At 61.1% G+C, this 17,653-nt stretch carries 15 protein-coding genes and 1 pseudogene; 10 read left to right on the forward strand and 6 right to left on the reverse strand.

The features are described from left to right. Window positions 1-35: 35 nt before the first annotated feature. The gene (locus THIDRDRAFT_RS07400; protein ID WP_007040207.1) at window positions 36-1,634 is read right to left on the reverse strand and encodes a GMC family oxidoreductase; all 1,599 of its coding nucleotides are present in this window, start codon (window positions 1,632-1,634) and stop codon (window positions 36-38) included. An 886-nt stretch (window positions 1,635-2,520) separates the two neighbouring features. Between THIDRDRAFT_RS07400 and THIDRDRAFT_RS07405 the strand changes: the two genes are divergently transcribed. The 6 genes from THIDRDRAFT_RS07405 (at window position 2,521) to THIDRDRAFT_RS07430 (ending at window position 7,213) form a co-directional block, all read left to right on the forward strand. Further along, a complete protein-coding gene (locus THIDRDRAFT_RS07405; RefSeq protein ID WP_040844242.1) occupies window positions 2,521-3,351 on the forward strand; it encodes a hypothetical protein in 831 nt (276 codons plus the stop codon). A 40-nt stretch (window positions 3,352-3,391) separates the two neighbouring features. Beyond that, the gene (gene aprB, locus THIDRDRAFT_RS07410; RefSeq protein WP_007040209.1) at window positions 3,392-3,874 is read left to right on the forward strand and encodes an adenylyl-sulfate reductase subunit beta; all 483 of its coding nucleotides are present in this window, start codon (window positions 3,392-3,394) and stop codon (window positions 3,872-3,874) included. Next, window positions 3,874-5,736 carry an adenylyl-sulfate reductase subunit alpha gene (gene aprA, locus THIDRDRAFT_RS07415; protein ID WP_007040210.1) on the forward strand — a complete coding sequence of 621 codons (1,863 nt, stop codon included), beginning with the start codon at window positions 3,874-3,876 and terminating at the stop codon, window positions 5,734-5,736. Before aprB ends, aprA begins: the two co-directional genes overlap by 1 nt. Before the next feature lie 140 nt (window positions 5,737-5,876). Beyond that, window positions 5,877-6,227 (forward strand): hypothetical protein, encoded by a 351-nt coding sequence (locus THIDRDRAFT_RS07420; RefSeq protein WP_007040211.1) that lies wholly within the window; start codon window positions 5,877-5,879, stop codon window positions 6,225-6,227. 15 nt (window positions 6,228-6,242) lie between these two features. Beyond that, window positions 6,243-6,752: an FKBP-type peptidyl-prolyl cis-trans isomerase gene (locus tag THIDRDRAFT_RS07425; protein WP_007040212.1), complete on the forward strand. Its 510-nt coding sequence runs from the start codon at window positions 6,243-6,245 to the stop codon at window positions 6,750-6,752. Between the two features lie 41 nt (window positions 6,753-6,793). Continuing rightward, entirely contained in the window at window positions 6,794-7,213 is a 420-nt protein-coding gene (locus tag THIDRDRAFT_RS07430; RefSeq protein WP_007040213.1) for an HIT family protein, read from the forward strand. 30 nt (window positions 7,214-7,243) lie between these two features. On the opposite strand, the gene THIDRDRAFT_RS07435 is transcribed toward THIDRDRAFT_RS07430, so the two are convergent. Together THIDRDRAFT_RS07435 and THIDRDRAFT_RS07440 are read right to left on the reverse strand one after the other, a co-directional pair. Next, window positions 7,244-7,555, reverse strand: coding sequence for a hypothetical protein (locus THIDRDRAFT_RS07435; RefSeq protein WP_007040214.1), 312 nt, complete (start codon window positions 7,553-7,555; stop codon window positions 7,244-7,246). A 566-nt stretch (window positions 7,556-8,121) separates the two neighbouring features. Further along, window positions 8,122-9,066: an alpha/beta hydrolase gene (locus THIDRDRAFT_RS07440; RefSeq protein WP_007040216.1), complete on the reverse strand. Its 945-nt coding sequence runs from the start codon at window positions 9,064-9,066 to the stop codon at window positions 8,122-8,124. Window positions 9,067-9,318: 252 nt separating this feature from the next. Here THIDRDRAFT_RS07440 and THIDRDRAFT_RS07445 point away from each other — a divergent pair, with 252 nt between their 5' ends. The 4 genes from THIDRDRAFT_RS07445 to THIDRDRAFT_RS25530 all read left to right on the forward strand — a co-directional run bounded on the left by THIDRDRAFT_RS07445 (window position 9,319) and on the right by THIDRDRAFT_RS25530 (window position 12,965). Continuing rightward, on the forward strand, window positions 9,319-10,365 hold the full coding sequence (locus tag THIDRDRAFT_RS07445; protein ID WP_007040217.1) for a ligand-binding sensor domain-containing protein: 1,047 nt from the start codon (window positions 9,319-9,321) through the stop codon (window positions 10,363-10,365). A gap of 214 nt (window positions 10,366-10,579) precedes the next feature. Continuing rightward, on the forward strand, window positions 10,580-12,316 hold the full coding sequence (locus THIDRDRAFT_RS07450) for an OPT family oligopeptide transporter (RefSeq protein WP_007040218.1): 1,737 nt from the start codon (window positions 10,580-10,582) through the stop codon (window positions 12,314-12,316). A 202-nt stretch (window positions 12,317-12,518) separates the two neighbouring features. Continuing rightward, window positions 12,519-12,722, forward strand: a complete 204-nt coding sequence (locus tag THIDRDRAFT_RS07455) for a cold-shock protein (RefSeq protein ID WP_007040219.1) — start codon at window positions 12,519-12,521, stop codon at window positions 12,720-12,722. 72 nt (window positions 12,723-12,794) lie between these two features. Further along, window positions 12,795-12,965 carry an IS3 family transposase gene (locus tag THIDRDRAFT_RS25530; protein ID WP_139058663.1) on the forward strand — a complete coding sequence of 57 codons (171 nt, stop codon included), beginning with the start codon at window positions 12,795-12,797 and terminating at the stop codon, window positions 12,963-12,965. A 186-nt stretch (window positions 12,966-13,151) separates the two neighbouring features. Here THIDRDRAFT_RS25530 and ppk2 read toward each other — a convergent pair. From ppk2 to THIDRDRAFT_RS07470, 3 genes and pseudogenes are all read right to left on the reverse strand, one after another. Beyond that, window positions 13,152-14,071: pseudogene (gene ppk2, locus THIDRDRAFT_RS27295) on the reverse strand (polyphosphate kinase 2). Window positions 14,072-14,159: 88 nt separating this feature from the next. Further along, on the reverse strand, window positions 14,160-15,731 hold the full coding sequence (locus tag THIDRDRAFT_RS07465) for an inorganic phosphate transporter (protein ID WP_007040223.1): 1,572 nt from the start codon (window positions 15,729-15,731) through the stop codon (window positions 14,160-14,162). Window positions 15,732-16,040: 309 nt separating this feature from the next. Next, the gene (locus THIDRDRAFT_RS07470) at window positions 16,041-17,564 is read right to left on the reverse strand and encodes a carboxypeptidase-like regulatory domain-containing protein (RefSeq protein WP_007040224.1); all 1,524 of its coding nucleotides are present in this window, start codon (window positions 17,562-17,564) and stop codon (window positions 16,041-16,043) included. Window positions 17,565-17,653: the final 89 nt, after the last annotated feature.

The raw sequence follows: 17,653 nt of genomic DNA on the forward strand, positions 1-17,653 counted from the left end.
GTCGTTGATTCCTCTTGCTTGGATTGCTCGGGCGCTCAGGCCGCCTCGCAGATGAGATCCGCCGCCTTTTCGGCGAGCGCGATGACCGGCGCGTTGGTGTTGCCGCTCGGAACCTGGGGCATCGAAGAGCTGTCCGCCACGCGCAGATTGGCGATGCCGTGCACGCGCAGCTGCAGATCGGTGACCGAGGTCTTGGGATCTGTGCCCATGCGGCAGGTGCCGACTGGGTGAAAGACCGTCTTCGAGGAGTTGCGCACCCATTCCTCGATCGCGGCATCGTCGTCGATGGAGCAGGCGGGATTGAAGACCTCGTCGATCATGGCGCGCAGCGTCGGCTGTTCGAGGACCTGTAAGGCCAGCCTGGTCGCGCGCACCTGTCCCGCCAGATCCTCGGGGTCGGAAAGATAGCCGGCCTCGATGCGCGGCAGCGCGTTCGGGTCGTTCGAGCGCAGGGTGACGCGTCCGCGCGAGCGCGGCTGCAGATGGCCGGTCTTGATCGTCAGGCCGTGGGTGCGTCCAGCAGTGGCTCCGACCGGATCGTCGAATGAATCGATCACCGGCAGGAAGTGCAGCTCCACGTCCGGGCGTCCCTGATTGCAGGTGTCGGCGAACAGAAAGCCCTCCAGGATGGTGGAGGTGAGGATGCCGGTGCGGAACAGCAGCCACTGCGTGAGGTTGCGCAGCGCCCTCAGTCCCCGATCCTGTCCGTACAGCGAGATCGGATGACGGGTCGTGGCGTTGACCGACATGTGCATGTGGTCGTGGAAGTTCTCGCCCACCGGCAGCACCAGTTTGGGCTGGATGCCGACCGCCTCGAGCGCGTCCACGGGGCCCACGCCCGAAAGCTGCAGCAGCTTCGGCGAGCCGATTGCGCCTGCGCAGACGATCACCTCCGCGCGCGCCGTGGCGGTGTGGCGGGCGTTGCTGCGGCGCCAGGTCACCCCGGTGGCGCGCTTGTTCTCGATCTCGATGCGCTCGACCAGCGCGTCGGTGACGATGCTCAGGTTGGGGTTCTTCCTGACCCCGCTGAGATAGGCGACCGAGGTCGAGCAGCGCCGGCCGTTGATGGTCGCCGCCTGGAAGAATCCGCATCCCTCCTGGCGCCAGTTGTTGTAATCGGTGATGTATTGGTAGCCGAGCTGCTGCCCGGCGCGAATGCATGCCTGGGTCAGGGGGTGACGATAGCGGTTCTCGCTGACCCTCAGGTGTCCATCGTTACCGTGGAATTCGCCGGAGAGCGACTCGTTGTTCTCGGACTTCTTGAAATAGCGCAGCATCTCGCCCGCGTTCCAGCCGGTGCATCCGAACTCCGTCTCCCAACGATCGTAATCCTCGCGCTGGCCGCGAACGTAGAGCATGCCGTTGACCGAGCTCGAACCTCCCAGGACGCGTCCCTGCAAGACCGGCAGGACGCGTCCGTTGGTTTCCTCGGCGGGCTCGGCGGCATAGGGCCAGGTATGGCGCGGAATCGCTTGACCGACCGCCGCTGGAATGTGGATGAGTGGATCGCGGTCGTTCGCGCCCGCCTCGAGCAAGAGGACGGTCCCCTTGCGCCGCTCGATCAGGTTGGCGGCGATGGTCGCCCCGGCGGAGCCGGCGCCGACGACGATGTAATCGAAACTCTTCTCGGCCAATGAAGGTGTCTCCAGGTATCAGCATCGACCACGCGGCAGAGCGCGCGGCTGCGTCAGTCGGAAGCTCTGGCGGGACGATTCGGTGAATGTCGGAAAAGCGCGGACATTGTACGTTGCCGGTCTGCGGGGCCGAATTGATACTTTGTGTATGGATCCGCCAAGAAATAGGCGTCCAGGGCGCTTGTGCGAAAAAAACCGGACACGATTAGCGGGTATTCGTTTGAAGCGTTGGGAGTGCCGACGGGTTTGTCTCCCTGGCAGGCAACACTCCATGCCGCGCTCTGGCGAGCGGCATGGGGACTTTCCGGGGTCCGAGGTCATGTCGAGCCTGACACCGAGGTACGAGCAATGACGTCCGGTAACGCGGGCCGATTCCTCGTACCTCGCTGTAGTCAACGAAAGTCGGTTCGCCACGTGTGCCTGTCAATTCAATCGGTTACAGGACCGCGTATGGCTTTGAGGTCACCCTATTGGCAGGGACGTTCTGCTTGGTTTTTGCTGCGATAAACTGGGTTTCTGACCCCATATGTTGCGAAATTGATGATCGAGGTCATCTGGTTGCGTCATAGTCGAGTTGTGTAAAACAGCCCGAAGTCTCTAGTATCCACACAGGTGCTCTATGTGAGCACTCGATAATGCACTAAAAAACCAAGAAGTTTTTCGTTAGGGCCGAGTGTCCTGAGATCTCGAAAACGGTTTCCGATCCCGCCGAAGGCAGGACGCGTCACAGTTGAAGGCGGTCTGTCGCCGAGCGGCACAAGAACGGATCCGCTGAAGCAAACCGAGTGTGACGCTTCAGGGTGCCGAAAAGACGCTGATCGGGTGCCGGATTGCCATCCGGGGTCTTTCCCTAGGCTGTACGCTAATCCATAACGGAGGCCAGCTCATCATGATCGCCAATCCCTTCGCCGAGCTTTCGGCGCTCATCTCGCCTGCTGTGATGCAGGCCTATGTCGTGCTGATGATCCTTTTGGTCATCGGTGGCACCCTGCTCGACGTCATGCACAAGAAGAGTGCAAAGTACTTCTTCGAGAAAGGACAGACGCTCAAGAAACTCGCCAAGCGTGACGTCAAGGGCGCAGAGAAGGTCAGCATCGCCCTCGGTACGCTCGCGAACGAGGTTTTGGCCTCGGGCGAGTTCGAGAATCCCGACCGGCGCAAGTCCCACCTGCTCATCAGCTACGGCTTCGTCATCTTCGTGGTGACCACCGCGCTCCAGATCTTCGCCCTGCCGCTCGCGGAAGGCGAGGGCTCGGCCTTCATGGCCCTGCTCTGGCATCTGGGTGCCCTGATGGTCTGCATCGGCGGCTACTGGTTCTGGTTCAAGATCCGCGTCGACGTGCGCTCCGAGGGCCACGAGTGGTACGACGTGCATCTCTCCGATCTGTTCATCGTTTCGCTGCTGCTGACGGTGACCTTCGCGCTGGTGTGGTCCCTGTTCAACTCGACCATCGCGCTGGTCATCTTCATCGGCGCGGCCACCACGCTGTTCAGCACCGTCTTCTGGTCCAAGTTCGCGCACATGTTCTACAAGCCCGCCGCCGCGTTCCAGAAGAAGGTCGCCAAGGCCGACGGTTCGAGGGACAAGTTGCCCGATCTACCCGAGCTGACGGATCCCAGCGTCAAGCAGCGCTATCCGGATATCCCGGAGTACATGGGCGAGACCCCGCCCTACATGGGGCTGGGTATCAAGCGCGACGCTCCGAGCCATTACTGAATCCTGATTCGCCGAATCGAATCACGAAGAGGACTAGAAGATGCCAACTTTCGTCTATATGACTCGCTGCGATGGTTGTGGCCAGTGCGTGGATATCTGCCCCTCGGACATCATGCACATCGATACGACCGTCCGACGCGCCTACAACATCGAGCCCAACATGTGCTGGGAGTGCTACTCCTGCGTCAAGGCGTGCCCGCATAACGCGATCGACGTGCGTGGCTATGCCGATTTCGCCCCCTTGGGCCACTCGGTTCGTGTGCGCCGTGATGAGGAAAAGGGTGTCATCGCCTGGCGGATCATCTTCCGCAACGGCGAGAAGGATATGAATCTGCTGGCACCCATCACCACCAAGCCTTGGGGGACGGGCATTCCGAAACTCGCCGATGTACCCGCGCCTAGCACGGACATGCGCGACAGCCAGCTGTTGTTCAACGAGCCCAAGTACATCCGCCTCGATGACGGCGGCCTTCATACGCTCGAGTCCAATGGCCTGAAGATGAAAGCAGGGGTGTACTACTGATGGCTTACAAGACAATCATCGAAGACGGTATCGACATCCTGGTCGCCGGGGCCGGCTTGGGCGGCACGGGCGCCGCCTTCGAGTCGAGGTACTGGGGTAAGGATAAGAAGATCGTCATCGCCGAAAAGGCGAACATCGATCGCTCCGGCGCCGTGGCGCAGGGTCTGTACGCCATCAACTGCTACATGGGAACCCGTTTCGGCGAGAATAACCCGGAAGACCATGTCCGTTACGCGCGTATCGATCTGATGGGGATGGTGCGCGAAGACCTGCTGTTCGATATGGCCCGTCACGTCGACTCGACCGTGCATCAGTTCGAGGAATGGGGGCTGCCCCTGATGCGCAACCCGAAGACGGGGGCCTATCAGCGCGAGGGTCGATGGCAGATCATGATTCACGGCGAGTCCTACAAGCCGATCGTCGCCGAAGCCGCGAAGAAGTCCGCCGACAAGGTCTTCAACCGCATCTGTGTGACCCATCTGTTGATGGATGAGGCCAAGCCGAACCGTGTGGCCGGTGCCGTCGGCTTCAATGTGCGCACCGGTAACTATCACGTCTTCAAATCCAAAACGGTCATCGTTGCCGCAGGCGGCGCCTCGAACATCTTCAAGCCACGCTCGGTGGGCGAGGGTGCGGGTCGTGTCTGGTATGCGCCCTGGTCGTCGGGCTCGGCCTATGGCTTGCTGATCGGCGCCGGCGCCAAGATGACCCAGATGGAGAACCGGATCGTTCTGGCGCGCTTCAAGGACGGTTACGGTCCGGTCGGCGCCTACTTCCTGCACCTCAAGACCTATACGCAAAATGGTATCGGCGAGGAGTACGAGTCTAAATGGTGGCCGCAACTGCAGGAAATGGTCGGTAAGGAATATCTGGATCCGGAGGCGTCGCACCGGACGCATCGTCCCATCCCGACCTGTTTGCGCAACCATGCCTTCATCAATGAGGTCAATGCCGGTCGCGGTCCGATCCACATGGTGACCATGGAGGCGTTCCAGGACCCGCATCTCGAAGAGATCGGCTGGCACAACTTCCTCGGTATGACCGTCGGCCAGGCGGTGCTCTGGGCCGCGACCGATGTCGACCCGAAAAACGAGAACCCGGAGCTGACCACCTCCGAGCCCTATGTCATGGGCTCGCACGCGACCGGCTGCGGCGCCTGGTGCTCGGGGCCGGAGGATGTCTCGCCGTCGGAGTATTTCTGGGGCTACAACCGCATGACCACGGTCGAGGGTCTGTTCGGTGCCGGTGACGCTGTTGGCGGCACGCCGCACGCCTTCTCGTCCGGCTCCTTCACCGAGGGCCGTCTTGCCGCGAAGGCGGCCTGTCAGTACATCGACGACGGCAAGGCCGAAGGCATCCGTGTCTCCGACGCGCAGATCGAACGTCGCAGGGAAGAGATCTACAAGCCGTTGGAGCATTACCGGGTCTATCGGAACGAGATCACGGCCGGTTCGGTCAACCCGAACTACATCAATCCGCGCCAGGGGCTGGATCGCCTGCAGAAGCTGATGGACGAGTACGCTGGCGGTGTGACGGTCAGCTACATGACCAACGAGAAGCTGCTGAACATCGGCCTGAAGAAAATGAAGATGATGGAGGAGGATCTCGAGAAGATCGCGGCAGAGAACATCCATGAGCTGCTGCGCGCCTGGGAACTGAAGCATCGTCATCTCACGTCCGAGGCCGTCATTCAGCACACCCTGTTCCGCAAGGAAACCCGCTGGCCGGGTTATTACTACCGTGGCGACGCAATGAAGCTCGACGACGAGAACTGGCATGTGCTCACCGTCTCGCGCCGCGATCCGGAAACGGGTGAATACACCATGGAAAAGGCGCCTTTGTATCACCTCGTAGAGGAGTAGTCTCAAGCGTGTCTTAAGGCATGGGCCCTTGGTCTATCCAGGGGCCTTGCTTTTTACCGGCAGGTGAATCGCGAAGCACTTTGGCGTCTTTCCCTGATCATTCTAAGCCGGTTGCTTATTTTGCTTGATGGCGATGTGAAATGAACATTATCGATAAGACTGACGAAGAGATACTCGAGATCGCGCATCCTATGTGGGACGACCTCGTCAATTATTCGAACAAAGGCCAGTATGGCAAGTTCATCAAAAAATTCTCTTACGACTTGCTGCTTGGTTTGAACGAGGTCGAAGTAGGTAATCAGTTCGCTCACAGCGAGCTGGCGCGCAATCTTGTCGAGGAACGGGACTTTCTAGGGATCATCCGGCGTGGTCAGCATGTAACGGTTCTCTACCGGGTACGGTGCAAAACGCGAGAAGGCGAGTGGCTGGGACGGATGGTCCTCGGCTACGAGCGAGGTGAGGTGCGGATCTTCGCCGCATCGATTTTCTGATCCATGAAGCGGGCTATGAAACACACCATTGCAGATAACAGGTTCGTCGAGCTGACCTATCGGATTCTGGATCAGAAGACGGGGGATATCCTGACGACCGTGGAGTTTCCACTGGGCTATGTGCACGGCAGCAACGATGTGTTGTCTCCTCAGGTCATGGCCGAATTGGAAGGGAAGTCGGCTGGAGAGACGATATCGGTGCCGATCGACTGCACCGATCTCTATGGCGCCAGGGATGAGTCGTTGGTCATCACCGATTTGATCGAGAACGTCCCCGAGGAGTATCGGGAAGTCGGTACGCGCATTCTGATGGAGAACGACAAGGGTCAGGCCAAAAGCTTTCTCGTCACCCGAATGGACGACAAGACGCTGACAATCGATGGGAATCATCCGCTTTGCGGCAGGATGGTCGTGTTCGAGCTCGAGATCCTGAGCGTGCGCGATGCAACGGATGAAGAGATCATCGCGGGCGGCAAGGTGGATAAGGGGCCAGACCTCGGTGGACTTCTAACCAGACCCATCTAAATCGAGTGCCGGCTAACGGTCCGTCAAGCGAGTAACCTGTCATGAACAGCACAGATCCCAGCGTAAAGGACGAAGAACCCTGTCGTTTCTGCGTATCCAAACCCGGCAGACATCTGCTGATCGAGAGCGAGCATGGGTTTGCCGCCTATGATCGGTATCCTGCAAGTCCCGGGCACTTTCTGGTCATCCCGTATCGACATTTTGCAAGCTACTTCGACATCAACGATGACGAGTTAATCGACCTATGGGGTTTGGTGGCCCGAGGGAAGGAGATCGTCGACGAGCGATACCATCCGGATGGCTACAATATTGGCATCAACGTCGGTCACTGGGCCGGGCAATCCATTCATCACTTGCATATCCATGTGATCCCTCGATACAAAGGGGACGTTGAAAACCCGAAGGGCGGAGTGCGCGGCGTCATTCCAGACAAGAAGCTCTATCCGATTTCACCTGATTAAGGATCCGCGCCGGTTCTTGCGGTCTTTCCGCTAAGGGTGAAACAGCTTCATCATGGCGCTATAGACATTCTCGTAGGTATAGGCGTTTTCACCGCAATGAATGAGTTCGTCCTCATCGGTACGGAACGTTAAATAGGGGTGTACCTCCACGCCATCTGTCTCGATTCCTGCAAGATCGTCAATGGTGGCGGCGATGCTCAACGCAATACTTGCGGTGAGGTCTTCCAGCTTGTCTTGTTCCACGCCAGCTTCTTGAAGCTTGATCTTGATTCGTTCAACGATCTCGGCGGTGAAAATAGCCTGTTGCTCGTCGAATTTCGAACTCGCCAGTGTTAACTTCATTTTTGATAGTCGCCGATTGATCGTATCTGCGGATGATTCTCGAGACCTGGCGGCCGCGCGAGCGATTCATGTTCACGCGGCCGTGCATCATCTAAGGACGCTTCGGGGTCTGATACTCGACCTCTTTCTGGAACTTTTCCCAAATGACATCGTATCCAACGAACCCCTGTTCATTGGGTTGCTTCTGACGGGTCACGATAAACCGGCTGTGGCCGTCAGGAACCTTGGGGCGGGTATTTTTTTGCTCGCTCATAAGTGGCCTTTATGTTCAGGAGGGGAGTACGTCTATTGCGGGATATGGCGACTAGAACCTATCGCGGCCGAGGGGTGCTGTCAAGCGTCAGCGAGGGGTACGGTGTTTTTAGGTGCGAATAACCCGTATTCTTTTGAATGAAGTGAAATGAAGCGCGCCCTGCTATTCGTGGCCGCAGTCATCATTCCAAGGTCTCGCGCTCGCCCTGTCTGCCGGGTCACCGATTTGCTTTTGGTCTGGCAGCGAATTCGGGCTCCGGCTTCATTCAAATCGAGAGGAATTCGCCGATCACCGCATAGCTTTGCGCGCAGACCTACGGGAGCAGGTCCTCAAGGTTGAGGAAGGCGTGGATGCTGCCCGCGAGCGCCATGTGGGTCGACTGAATGCCTTGGTCGAGCAATCGGCGGTGATAGAGCAGGCCCTCGTCGCGCAGCGGATCACATTCGGCGGTGAGAATGAGTGTTTCGGGATAGGTGGGCGGGACGGCCATCTCGATCGGAGAGAGCCGTTGCCGGTTCTCGGCGTGCTGGAAATAGGCGTCGAACATCCAAAGGATGCGCTCGCGTTCCAACAGGTAGCCCTCGGCGAAGGTGTCGGCCGAGGGTTGAGTGAGGCGGTAGTCGAGGCTCGGATAGACGAGCACCTGACGTTCGATGTCCAGCTCCGGGGCCAAATGCGCGAGCTGGGCGCAGAGCGCCCCTCCGGCGCTGTCCCCGATGGTGGCAAGAGCGCGGGTATGAGGCAGCCTTTCGGTTTCGAGCAGATCGAAGACGGATGCGGCGCAGGTCCTGACGTCCTCGAATCCAGCCGGGTAGGGGTGTTCCGGTGCCAACGCGTAGTCGACTGAGACCAGCACCCGACCGCTCGCCTCGGTCAGTTTGCGTGCGATGGGGTCGTAGACCTCGATGCTGCCGCCCATGTGTCCGCCACCATGGACGAAGAGCGCGACGTTAGGCGCGCGATTCGGATTCGGGTGATAGATGCGTACCTGGATCTCGTGGTCGGTTGTCTGGATCCGCGCGTCGCGGATCAAGTCTGGTGTCGGGGCATGGGTGACGAAGCGCCGGGTTAGGCTCGCCAGTGCGTCGCGAACGCTGGCCGGGGTCGTCTGAAATCCGTTGGCGCGCGCGACGGCCTGGGCCTCGCGAAGCATCTCCAGCCATTGGCGCAGCGGTTCGGGCAGGCTCGGATTCGACATGATGGGAACGGGATCCTTGATGAACGTGGCGGTGACATCCTGCCACTCCCGGGCCTTCATGTCGCGAGTCGGCTCGTTTGGGAAATCCTCACTGCAATCGCTGTCCGAACGAGAGTTCGCATTGACGCGGTTGTCGAATCGACTCAAGGTGCTGCTACAAACCGAGGTCGCCCTCGATCCTAGCCGCTATGCAATCGCGAGGATCGAAGTAGGCTGAAGTTAGATGGCAAGTCTTTGTAATCGTTAGATTCGAGCGTTGCCTTCGATCCTTTATCTCCAATCATTCTGTGGTTCCGAATTCACCAAATAGCTATGAACAATCGAAAGACGCTTGCTCTCGTTTTGACGTTTATCGGTCTGGTGCTCACCGTCGGTGGCCCTTTCGTTCCCGGTGGCGTGCACCTGGTTCCCAACCATCCGGTTGGCGCGGACCATGTGACGGATCTGATCGCGACCCCGAAGGACAGCATTCTGGCCGGCACCCAATCCGGTCAGGTCTGGCAACTCCGCGACCGTATCTGGATGCCGATCAACCTGAATCTCGGTGGCAATCCGGTGATGGCCATGCTCGGCGAGCCCGGTCGAAGCCCCATCGGGACCTCGGCCGGGCTCTACTTTGCTCCGCCGCGTGCACCTGAGCTGAGCGGACGGGTCGGCAGTCTGCTCCAGACTGCTCAGGGGCTGCTGGCCGGAACGCCGGACGGGGTGCGCTGGCTCCACGACGATCGTTGGGTGTCGCCCGGTCCCAAGGCCAACATCTACACGCTCTTCCTTCAGAAACGCGCCGATGGTAACTGGCTGCATGCCGGAACCGTCGGGGCTGGGGTCCTCTCGTCGCCGGTCGGTTCGCCTGGAGAGACCTGGCGGTCGAATGTCGAGGGATTGCCCGAGGGGGCGAACGTCTTCAGCTTCACGAGCGCTTCGAATGGCGCCCTCCTGGCAGGGACCGACAAGGGACTGTTCTGGCAGCCGAACCCCGGGGATGCCTGGCGCCTCTTGCAGCCGGAACTGGATGGGAAGCGAATCCTGGCGCTCTATTTCGATGAGCGTGGTGTGGCGGACAGCGGCGGTCGGCTCTGGATTGGGGGTGACGATGGTCTGTCCTGGATGAACCTCGCCGAGACCCCGGAGGGGTTGTCTGCCGCCAGCGCACCGATGCTGGCGGACAGTGTCGAGAATCAGCCCTCGGTCGGCGTCAGTTGGATCCTGCCGGTCGGCGACCGCCTGATGGTCAGTGCCGGGCAGGTCTATGAATACGGTCCGACCAAGCTGGCCAATTGGTACTGGATCTCATTGATCGGTTTGGCGTTGATAGTGATCGCCGGATGGGTGATGCCGCGCCCGCAGCCGGAATCCTGATCCAGGGCTGGGAGCGGTCCGCCTGAGGCGGCACGTTCCCAGCGATGGGTTCGGTTCCTTTTTGACGCCTTTCAACAAGGCGCCGCATGGCATGCGCCACAAGGCGCGTGCGGCAGGATCGATGCGAGGCGTCCGCGCGCCGGTGCGCCAGGTGCGTTAGCATGTTTCGGGATCCCGCGCGTTTCGATCGCGCACGAGCAGAGGGAATCCCGCCATGCCCGACAAGCATCTGACGATTCGCGCCCTGATCACCGGCATTCTGCTCGGCGCGGCGCTTGCTCCCTGCAATCTGTATTCCGGCCTCAAGATCGGCTGGTCCTTCAACGTCTCCATCATCGCCTTGCTTGTGGCCTCGGGCTTCTGGGCGCTGCTAGACCGATTGCGGCCCGGTTCGGCGCTGACGATCGGCGAGGGTAACATTGCCCAGACGGCCGCTTCGTCCTCCGCCAACATCATCTCGGGTGGACTGGTCGCGCCCATTCCGGCGCTCGCCATCCTGACCGGGTCCAATCTGCCCGCCGGTCAGCTTATCGTCTGGGTCTTCGCGGTCAGCTTTCTGGGCATCTGGGTCGCCTGGTATCTGCGCGATTCGCTCATCCTGCGCTCGGGGTTGGCCTTTCCCACCGGACGCGCGACGGCCGAGACCCTGGTCGAGATCTTCGATCGAGGCCGAGAGGCGGCGCTGAAACTGCGCCTGTTGCTGGCCAGCGCCTGTGTTGCCGGTGGGCTCAAGTGGCTCGACACCGGCTGGCTGCCGCTGCCCAGGCCGAGTTTGGGCTTCAGCCTGCCGGGGATGGGACAGGTGGCCGGATTCGGCGTCATCAGTGCCAAGAATCTGACCTTTACGCTGGATCCCTCGCTGATGCTAGCCGGATTCGGTGCCATCATCGGGTTTCGTGCCGGCGTTTCGCTCTTGCTCGGGAGCATCCTGTCCTGGGGACTGCTCGGACCCTGGGGGCTCTATGCCGGATTCGTGACACCGGGCGAGGCGGATCCAGACGCGGTCTGGTTCGCCTCCATGATCGAGTGGCTGCTGTGGCCGGGTGTTGCGCTCATGGTCGGCTCGGCCCTGACCAAGTTCGTGCTCCAGGCGTGGGAGAGCCGCCGTCGGGCGGGTGAGGGGATGTCCGAGGGTGCGGGCGATGGCGATTCGCTGATGCGTTTCGCTGGACTGGTCCTGGCCACCGCCCTGGTGATGATCGCTCAGGTCGTGCTGTTCGGAATCCATTGGCTGATGGCGGCGCTCGCCGTGCCCATCGCCTTCGTGCTGGCGATGGTGGCATCCCGCGTCGTAGGCGAGACCGGCATTCCTCCGATCGGCGCCATCGGCAAGGTCTCACAGCTCGGCACGGGAATCATGGCGCCGGGCGAGATGACCTCCAATCTGATCGGTGCCAACGTGGCTGGCGGTGCGGCCGGTCAGAGCGCCGATCTGCTCAACGACTTCAAGGCTGGACAGGCCATCGGCGCTCCGCCCAGATTTCAGGTGATCGCCCAGATGTTCGGAATCCTGACGGGCAGCCTCGTCGGCAGCCTGGTCTATCTTCGGCTGATCCCGGATCCTCAGGGCATGCTCATCACAGAGGAATGGCCGGCCCCGGCCGTCGCCACCTGGAAGGTGGTCGCCGAGACCCTCGGGCATGGTCTGTCATCCGTGCCCGAGAGCGCGCTCTGGGCCGTGGCCATCGGTGGATCGGTCGGCGTGGCCGCAGCCCTCCTGGAGCGGCGATCCCATCCGGTCTGGCTCCCCAGCATGCCGGCGCTGGGACTCGCCATGGTCATTCCCGCCTCACTGTCCATCACCATGTTCTTCGGCAGCCTGATCGGTCGGCTGATCGAGCGCTGGAGCCCAACGGTCGCCCAGCGTTTCCTCATCGCTGCAGCCTCTGGCCTCATCGCGGGCGAGAGCCTGGTCGGGGTCGCCAGGGCGCTGTTGGGGGTCGTCGGCTAGCGGGTTTTCCACGGCGAAGCTTTTAGCTAAAAAAAACCTTTGCTATGCGATCCTGAATTCAGCATACTATTTCGAATGCAGTGTTTCCTTGTAGTGTTCCGGTAGTACCTCTCTCCGCAGTGCGTAGCAGATCCTTCCGAAATATCTCCTCGACAGTCGTCTGCATTAACACACATTCAATTACATGCTAGGGGTATCCGAAATGGCTACAGGTACAGTCAAGTGGTTCAGCGACGAAAAGGGCTTTGGTTTCATCGCTCCTTCCGACGGCAGCAAGGACGTCTTCGTCCATCATAGCGCCATCCAGGGCGGCGGCTTCAAGTCCCTCGCAGAGGGTCAGAGCGTCTCCTACGAGGTCGAGCAGGGTCCTAAGGGTCCCAGCGCAGCCAAGGTCGTTTGCCAGTAAAACTGGTCGCCAGGTTTTAATCTGGTGAAAAAGCCCCGCTTCGGCGGGGCTTTTTTTGTTTGTGCGCCCAGCATGGGCGCACTTCTGTGCGAGCGCACCGATCTACGACTCTTCGCCACCTGCGATGAAGCTAGAGCGTGTGTGATCGACTACATCGAGATGTTCTACGACGGCCGGTGCTGCCACTCCTATCTGGGCTATGTCAGCCCAGCAGAGTTCGAGGCAAAGGCGAACGCAGCTTAACTAAAGTGTCCGCTTGGACTTGACCACTACAGCATCGGCTGGATCCTCGCCTTCGGACTCTTCCTGTGGGTGCATGCGCCCATGCTGGTGAGTGCGCGTCCTGACGGCCGACCGGGCTGAGAGGGTTCAATGGCCCTGAAGCGGGGGCTTACGTTGACGGGGCGGCATCCCTGCCGCTGGGAGAAATCAGTACCTTTGGGGCACATGCAGCTCCGGCGGAAGCGGCTCGCGCTCGTAGTCCGGATCGAAGACGCGGTCCGGCAGCGTGATCGGCTCGTGCGGCACCTCCTCGTAGGGGATCTGCTGGAGCAGATGGTGGATGCAGTTGAGCCGGGCGCGCTTCTTGTCGTTGGCCGCGACGATGAACCAGGGAGCCTCCGGGATGTTGGTCCGGGCGAAGGTCTCCTCCTTGGCCTTGGTGTAGGCCTCCCAGCGGACGCGTGACTGCAGATCCATGGGGCTCAGCTTCCATTGCTTGAGCGGATCGTGGATGCGCATCAGGAAGCGCAGCTGCTGCTCCTCGTCCGTGATCGAGAACCAGTATTTGATCAGCCGGATGCCCGAGCGCAGCAGCATGCGCTCGAATTCGGGACATCCTGGAAGAACTGTTCGACCTGATCCTCGGAGGCGAAGCCCATGACCCGCTCGACCCCGGAGCGGTTGTACCAGGAGCGGTCGAAGAGCACGATCTCTCCGCCCGAGGGCAGGTGAGGGACATAGCGCTGGAAGTACCATTGGGTGCGTTCGCGCTCGCTCGGCTTGGTGAGCGCGACTACCCGGCAGACGCGCGGGTTGAGCCGTTGGGTGATGCGCTTGATGACCCCGCCCTTACCGGCGGCGTCGCGGCCCTCGAAGATGACGGCGATCTTCTCGCCCGTGTGCTCCACCCAGTCCTGAAGCTTGATCAGCTCGGCCTGCAAGGCGAGCAGCTCGGTGAAATAGATCCGCCGGTCGAGGGTTTCGGGATGTCTGCGCTTGTAGATCTTGCGCAGCTCCATCGACAGGGCCGGCTCCGAGATCTCGAGCTCGAAATCCTCGTCGAGTGAGTCCTCGAGCTCGGCCCTGATCCAGTCCATCCCCTCGAATTGTGTGTCTTCGCTGCTCATGGGCATGCTCCGGTCGTGATTGTATTCAGCCCTCGCGTCCAGACCACCAGCAGCTGGCCGCTGGAGTCTGGAAGCTGGCGGCTCTCAATTAGAAGGCCGATCGCAGGGCCATGAAGGTCATTGCGCTCAGCAGGGCGGCGGCGGGCAAAGTGATGATCCAGGCCGCCGCGATGGGTTTCATCAGCTCCCAGTTGGCGGCGCGATTGACCAGCCCGACACCCAGTACCGCACCCACGAGTATATGCGTGCTCGAGACCGGGATGCCGAAGGTCGAGGCGAGCATGACCACCGCGGCCGCCGAGAGTTCGGCCGCGAATCCGGACGCCGGATGCATCTTGGTCAGGTTGTGGCCGACGGTCTGGATGACCTCCTTGCCGATGAACCAGAGTCCGGCGACCAGGGCGATGCCGAATGAGAGCATGGCGACCGGGGGCACTGGGGCCTTGGCGCTGATCTCGCCGTTGCGCAGCACGTCCAGGATGGCGGCGAAGGGACCGATGGCGTTGGCGATGTCGTTCGAACCGTGGCTGAAGGCGAAGCCCGAGGCGGTGAAGACCTGCATCCAGCTGAAGAGCAGGAAGGTGGAGCGATCGAGCGAGCCGCCCTTGAGGGTGCGCGCCAGGATGTAGATGGCCATCCAGACCGAGGCCGCCACCATGAGGATCACGAGCAGATTCTGCAGCTCGGACAGCTCCAGGTCGACGTGCTTGAGCCCCTTGTAGAGCAGCATGGCGGTGATGACCATGGAACCGATCGCGGCCAGCATGGGGACATAGGTCTCCAGTGCCCGGTGGGCCTGGATCTCGTCCTTTTCCTGGTCGATGCGGTAGAGGTCCTTGTAGTACTCGGTCTCGAAATCGTCCTCCTTGTGCCCCTCCTCGGTCTGTACCTGGGCGTCGCGCGCCATGGCCGTGGCATAGGAGAGCTGCTGGATCTCGCCGAGACGCTCGAAGGACGACCGGTGCTGCTCCTTGCGGGCGAGCTTCTTCTGCTTGATCTCCTGGAGCTTGGTCTGGGCCTGGTCGTTGTACTGGAGGATGAATCGCTTGATCTGCAAGAAGAGGAAGTATGAGACCAGTCCGCCCAGCACGGGCGAGACGACCCAGGAGAGTGCGATGGTGCCGATCTTGTCCCAATGGACCAGGGAGAAGGCGTCGCTTGCTCCGCTGGCGATGATCCCGAGCGTGATGGAGCTGCCGACGATGCCGCCCACGATCGAATGGGTGGTGGATACCGGCCAGCCGCGCTTGGTGGCGATCAGCAGCCAGAGTGCTGCGGCCAGCAGGGCCGACATCATGATGTAGACGAAGTCCATGGCGTCGAAGCTGGGCTCGGCGATCAGGGTCGAGAGATCCACGATACCCTTGCGGATGGTGTCCGTGACCGCACCGCCGGCGATCATGGCTCCGCTGACCTCGAAGATGGCCGCGACCACCAGGGCCTGCTTGATGGTCAGGGTACCGGCGCCGACGCTGGTGCCGAAGGAATTGGCGACGTCGTTGCCGCCAATGTTGAAGGCCATGAAGAGCCCGAAGGCCGTGGCCAGCAGGAACAGCAGTACCTGGTTGTGACTGGTGTAGTCCAGACCCCAGTAGACGAAGCTTCCGGCTGTCAACAGCAATAGCAGGATGAAGAAGAGATTCAGCTTGTCTTTGAACACGGGCGACGTTTCCTCCGCGAATAATCGGGTCAGGCCCCTTGACGGGCCGCCGCCCACCTTAGCTTCGGACTGTTACGGTACATCGGACGGCCTCCCGGGCGTCCGGTCGGCGAAACCGCTTGGGGCGTCGCCGTCATCGAAGGGCTCCAGAACTTCAGCTCCCTGACACGGAAGGCATTCAGTCGCCGTTCATCAGCCTATGGGGCCGGTACGGCATCAGCCGTATTGGCCGCCGGGATCGAACGGGCCACAGAGACGCCGGCCTATTGGGCTCGGCCATCCATGGCCCGGTTCTGGGATCGGCGCCGGTCAGCGAGCCTCGATCAGCGCCTGGCTCTCCTTCTTCGACAGGATCGAATATTCCGCTTCACCCGTCTTGGTGAGACAGGACGAGGCGTTGACCGATGGATTGAAATAGGGCTGATTGCCGTATCCCTCGCCGAAATAGGTGGTGGAGCAGATGGTGCTGTCTCCGCGTAAGGTCGAGGGGACCGGGAATTCGAAATAGAAGGCCCTCGACTCGCCGGCCCGCAACGAGATCGGCACGGGGTCTCCGGCCTGGAATTCGGTGGAGGATAGTGTGCCGCCGGGGAGATAGCCGGAGGCGATGCTCCAGATGGAGCCGCGGATCTGCTCGGGCGAGCGATTGTCCAGACTGACGCGATAGCGGCAGATTCCGCCGTCGATTGAGTCGCTGTCGCAGGGGCTGGTGACGGAGATCCTCACCGGCTTGGGATCGAGCGCGATGTCGCCGATCGACAGCGTTTCGCCCTCGACGCCCGAGGCGATCGTGGGGAGTTGCCGGGTCTCGTAGTCCGAGGCGGACGCCGTGATGCTGTATTCGCCGGGTCGCAAGTCTGGCGTGATCGTCTCGTCGAATCGAAAATAGCCGGCACGGTCCGGAGCGACATCGACTGAGTAGCAGAACTCGATGCATGGAAACTGCCGCAATCGGACGGATGCGAAGGGATATTCCTCCCCGGAGAGTCCGACGCCGGTCATGGCATCGACCAGTCGTCCCTCGATGGTTCCGATGCCCAGTGGCTCCTCGTAATAGAGCGTCGGAACCCGGTAGTGCTGGTTTTCGGCCACTGAAAAGATGTCGGACCAGGTGGATTCCTCCCGGAATCTGGCCTCGACGCGATAGTATCCAGGCTCCAGGGGCATCCCGTCCCAGTCGACGTTGAAGCTGTATGCGCCGCCGTTGGCCCCTTGGCTCGCGACCGGTGCGGTGCAGCTTTCGGGATCATCTCCATCCGTGCAGCGCAGGAGCTCGACCGATCCCTGCGGCGTGTATCTGCCGGTTATGGCGTCCAGGTAGAGCCCGCTGATCGAGCCGACCGATCGGCTGTAGGTGGAGAAGCTGAGGCGATAGCCGCCGGATTGCCGGTGATCCCCGGTCAAGGTCATGTCGCCGCTGCCCGTCACGGCGATCACGAAGGTTCCGGACGCGGGAACATAGAGCGGAAGCCGGGACATGAGGCTGAAGTAGTCGTCGTTCGAGGCCAGCAGCTCGCATCCAAGGCCGAGATAGGCCAGCATCGGATCCCCCAAGGCATCCGTGTGCTCCGAGTCGCCTTCCAGCGTGATCTGGACCGGCGTTTCGGGTGTGGCCGAGATCAGGTAGAAGTCGATGTCGCCCCTTCCCGCCCCGGGCGCCTCCAGGGTTCCGTTCAGTGTGGTGGGCATGGACGAGAGCTCGACGCGATCGGCCGATAGACAGCCGTCGTTCGGCTCGACGTCTGCGTGGGCCAGACTGGTGGCGAGGCACAACGCCGGCAACAGCAAGCGGGACGCCCAGCGTTGGGTGATGGAATATTCGGGATTCTTCATGGGACTCTCCTGTCGCTCCTTCGAGGCGGCCATCCAAGGGGGGAATTCGGCGCCAGCGGACGTTGGTTCCGCTGAATGCCCTTGGTGCA

The sequence above is a fragment of the Thiorhodococcus drewsii AZ1 genome (assembly GCF_000224065.1).
In the GTDB taxonomy this organism is placed as follows: domain Bacteria; phylum Pseudomonadota; class Gammaproteobacteria; order Chromatiales; family Chromatiaceae; genus Imhoffiella; species Imhoffiella drewsii.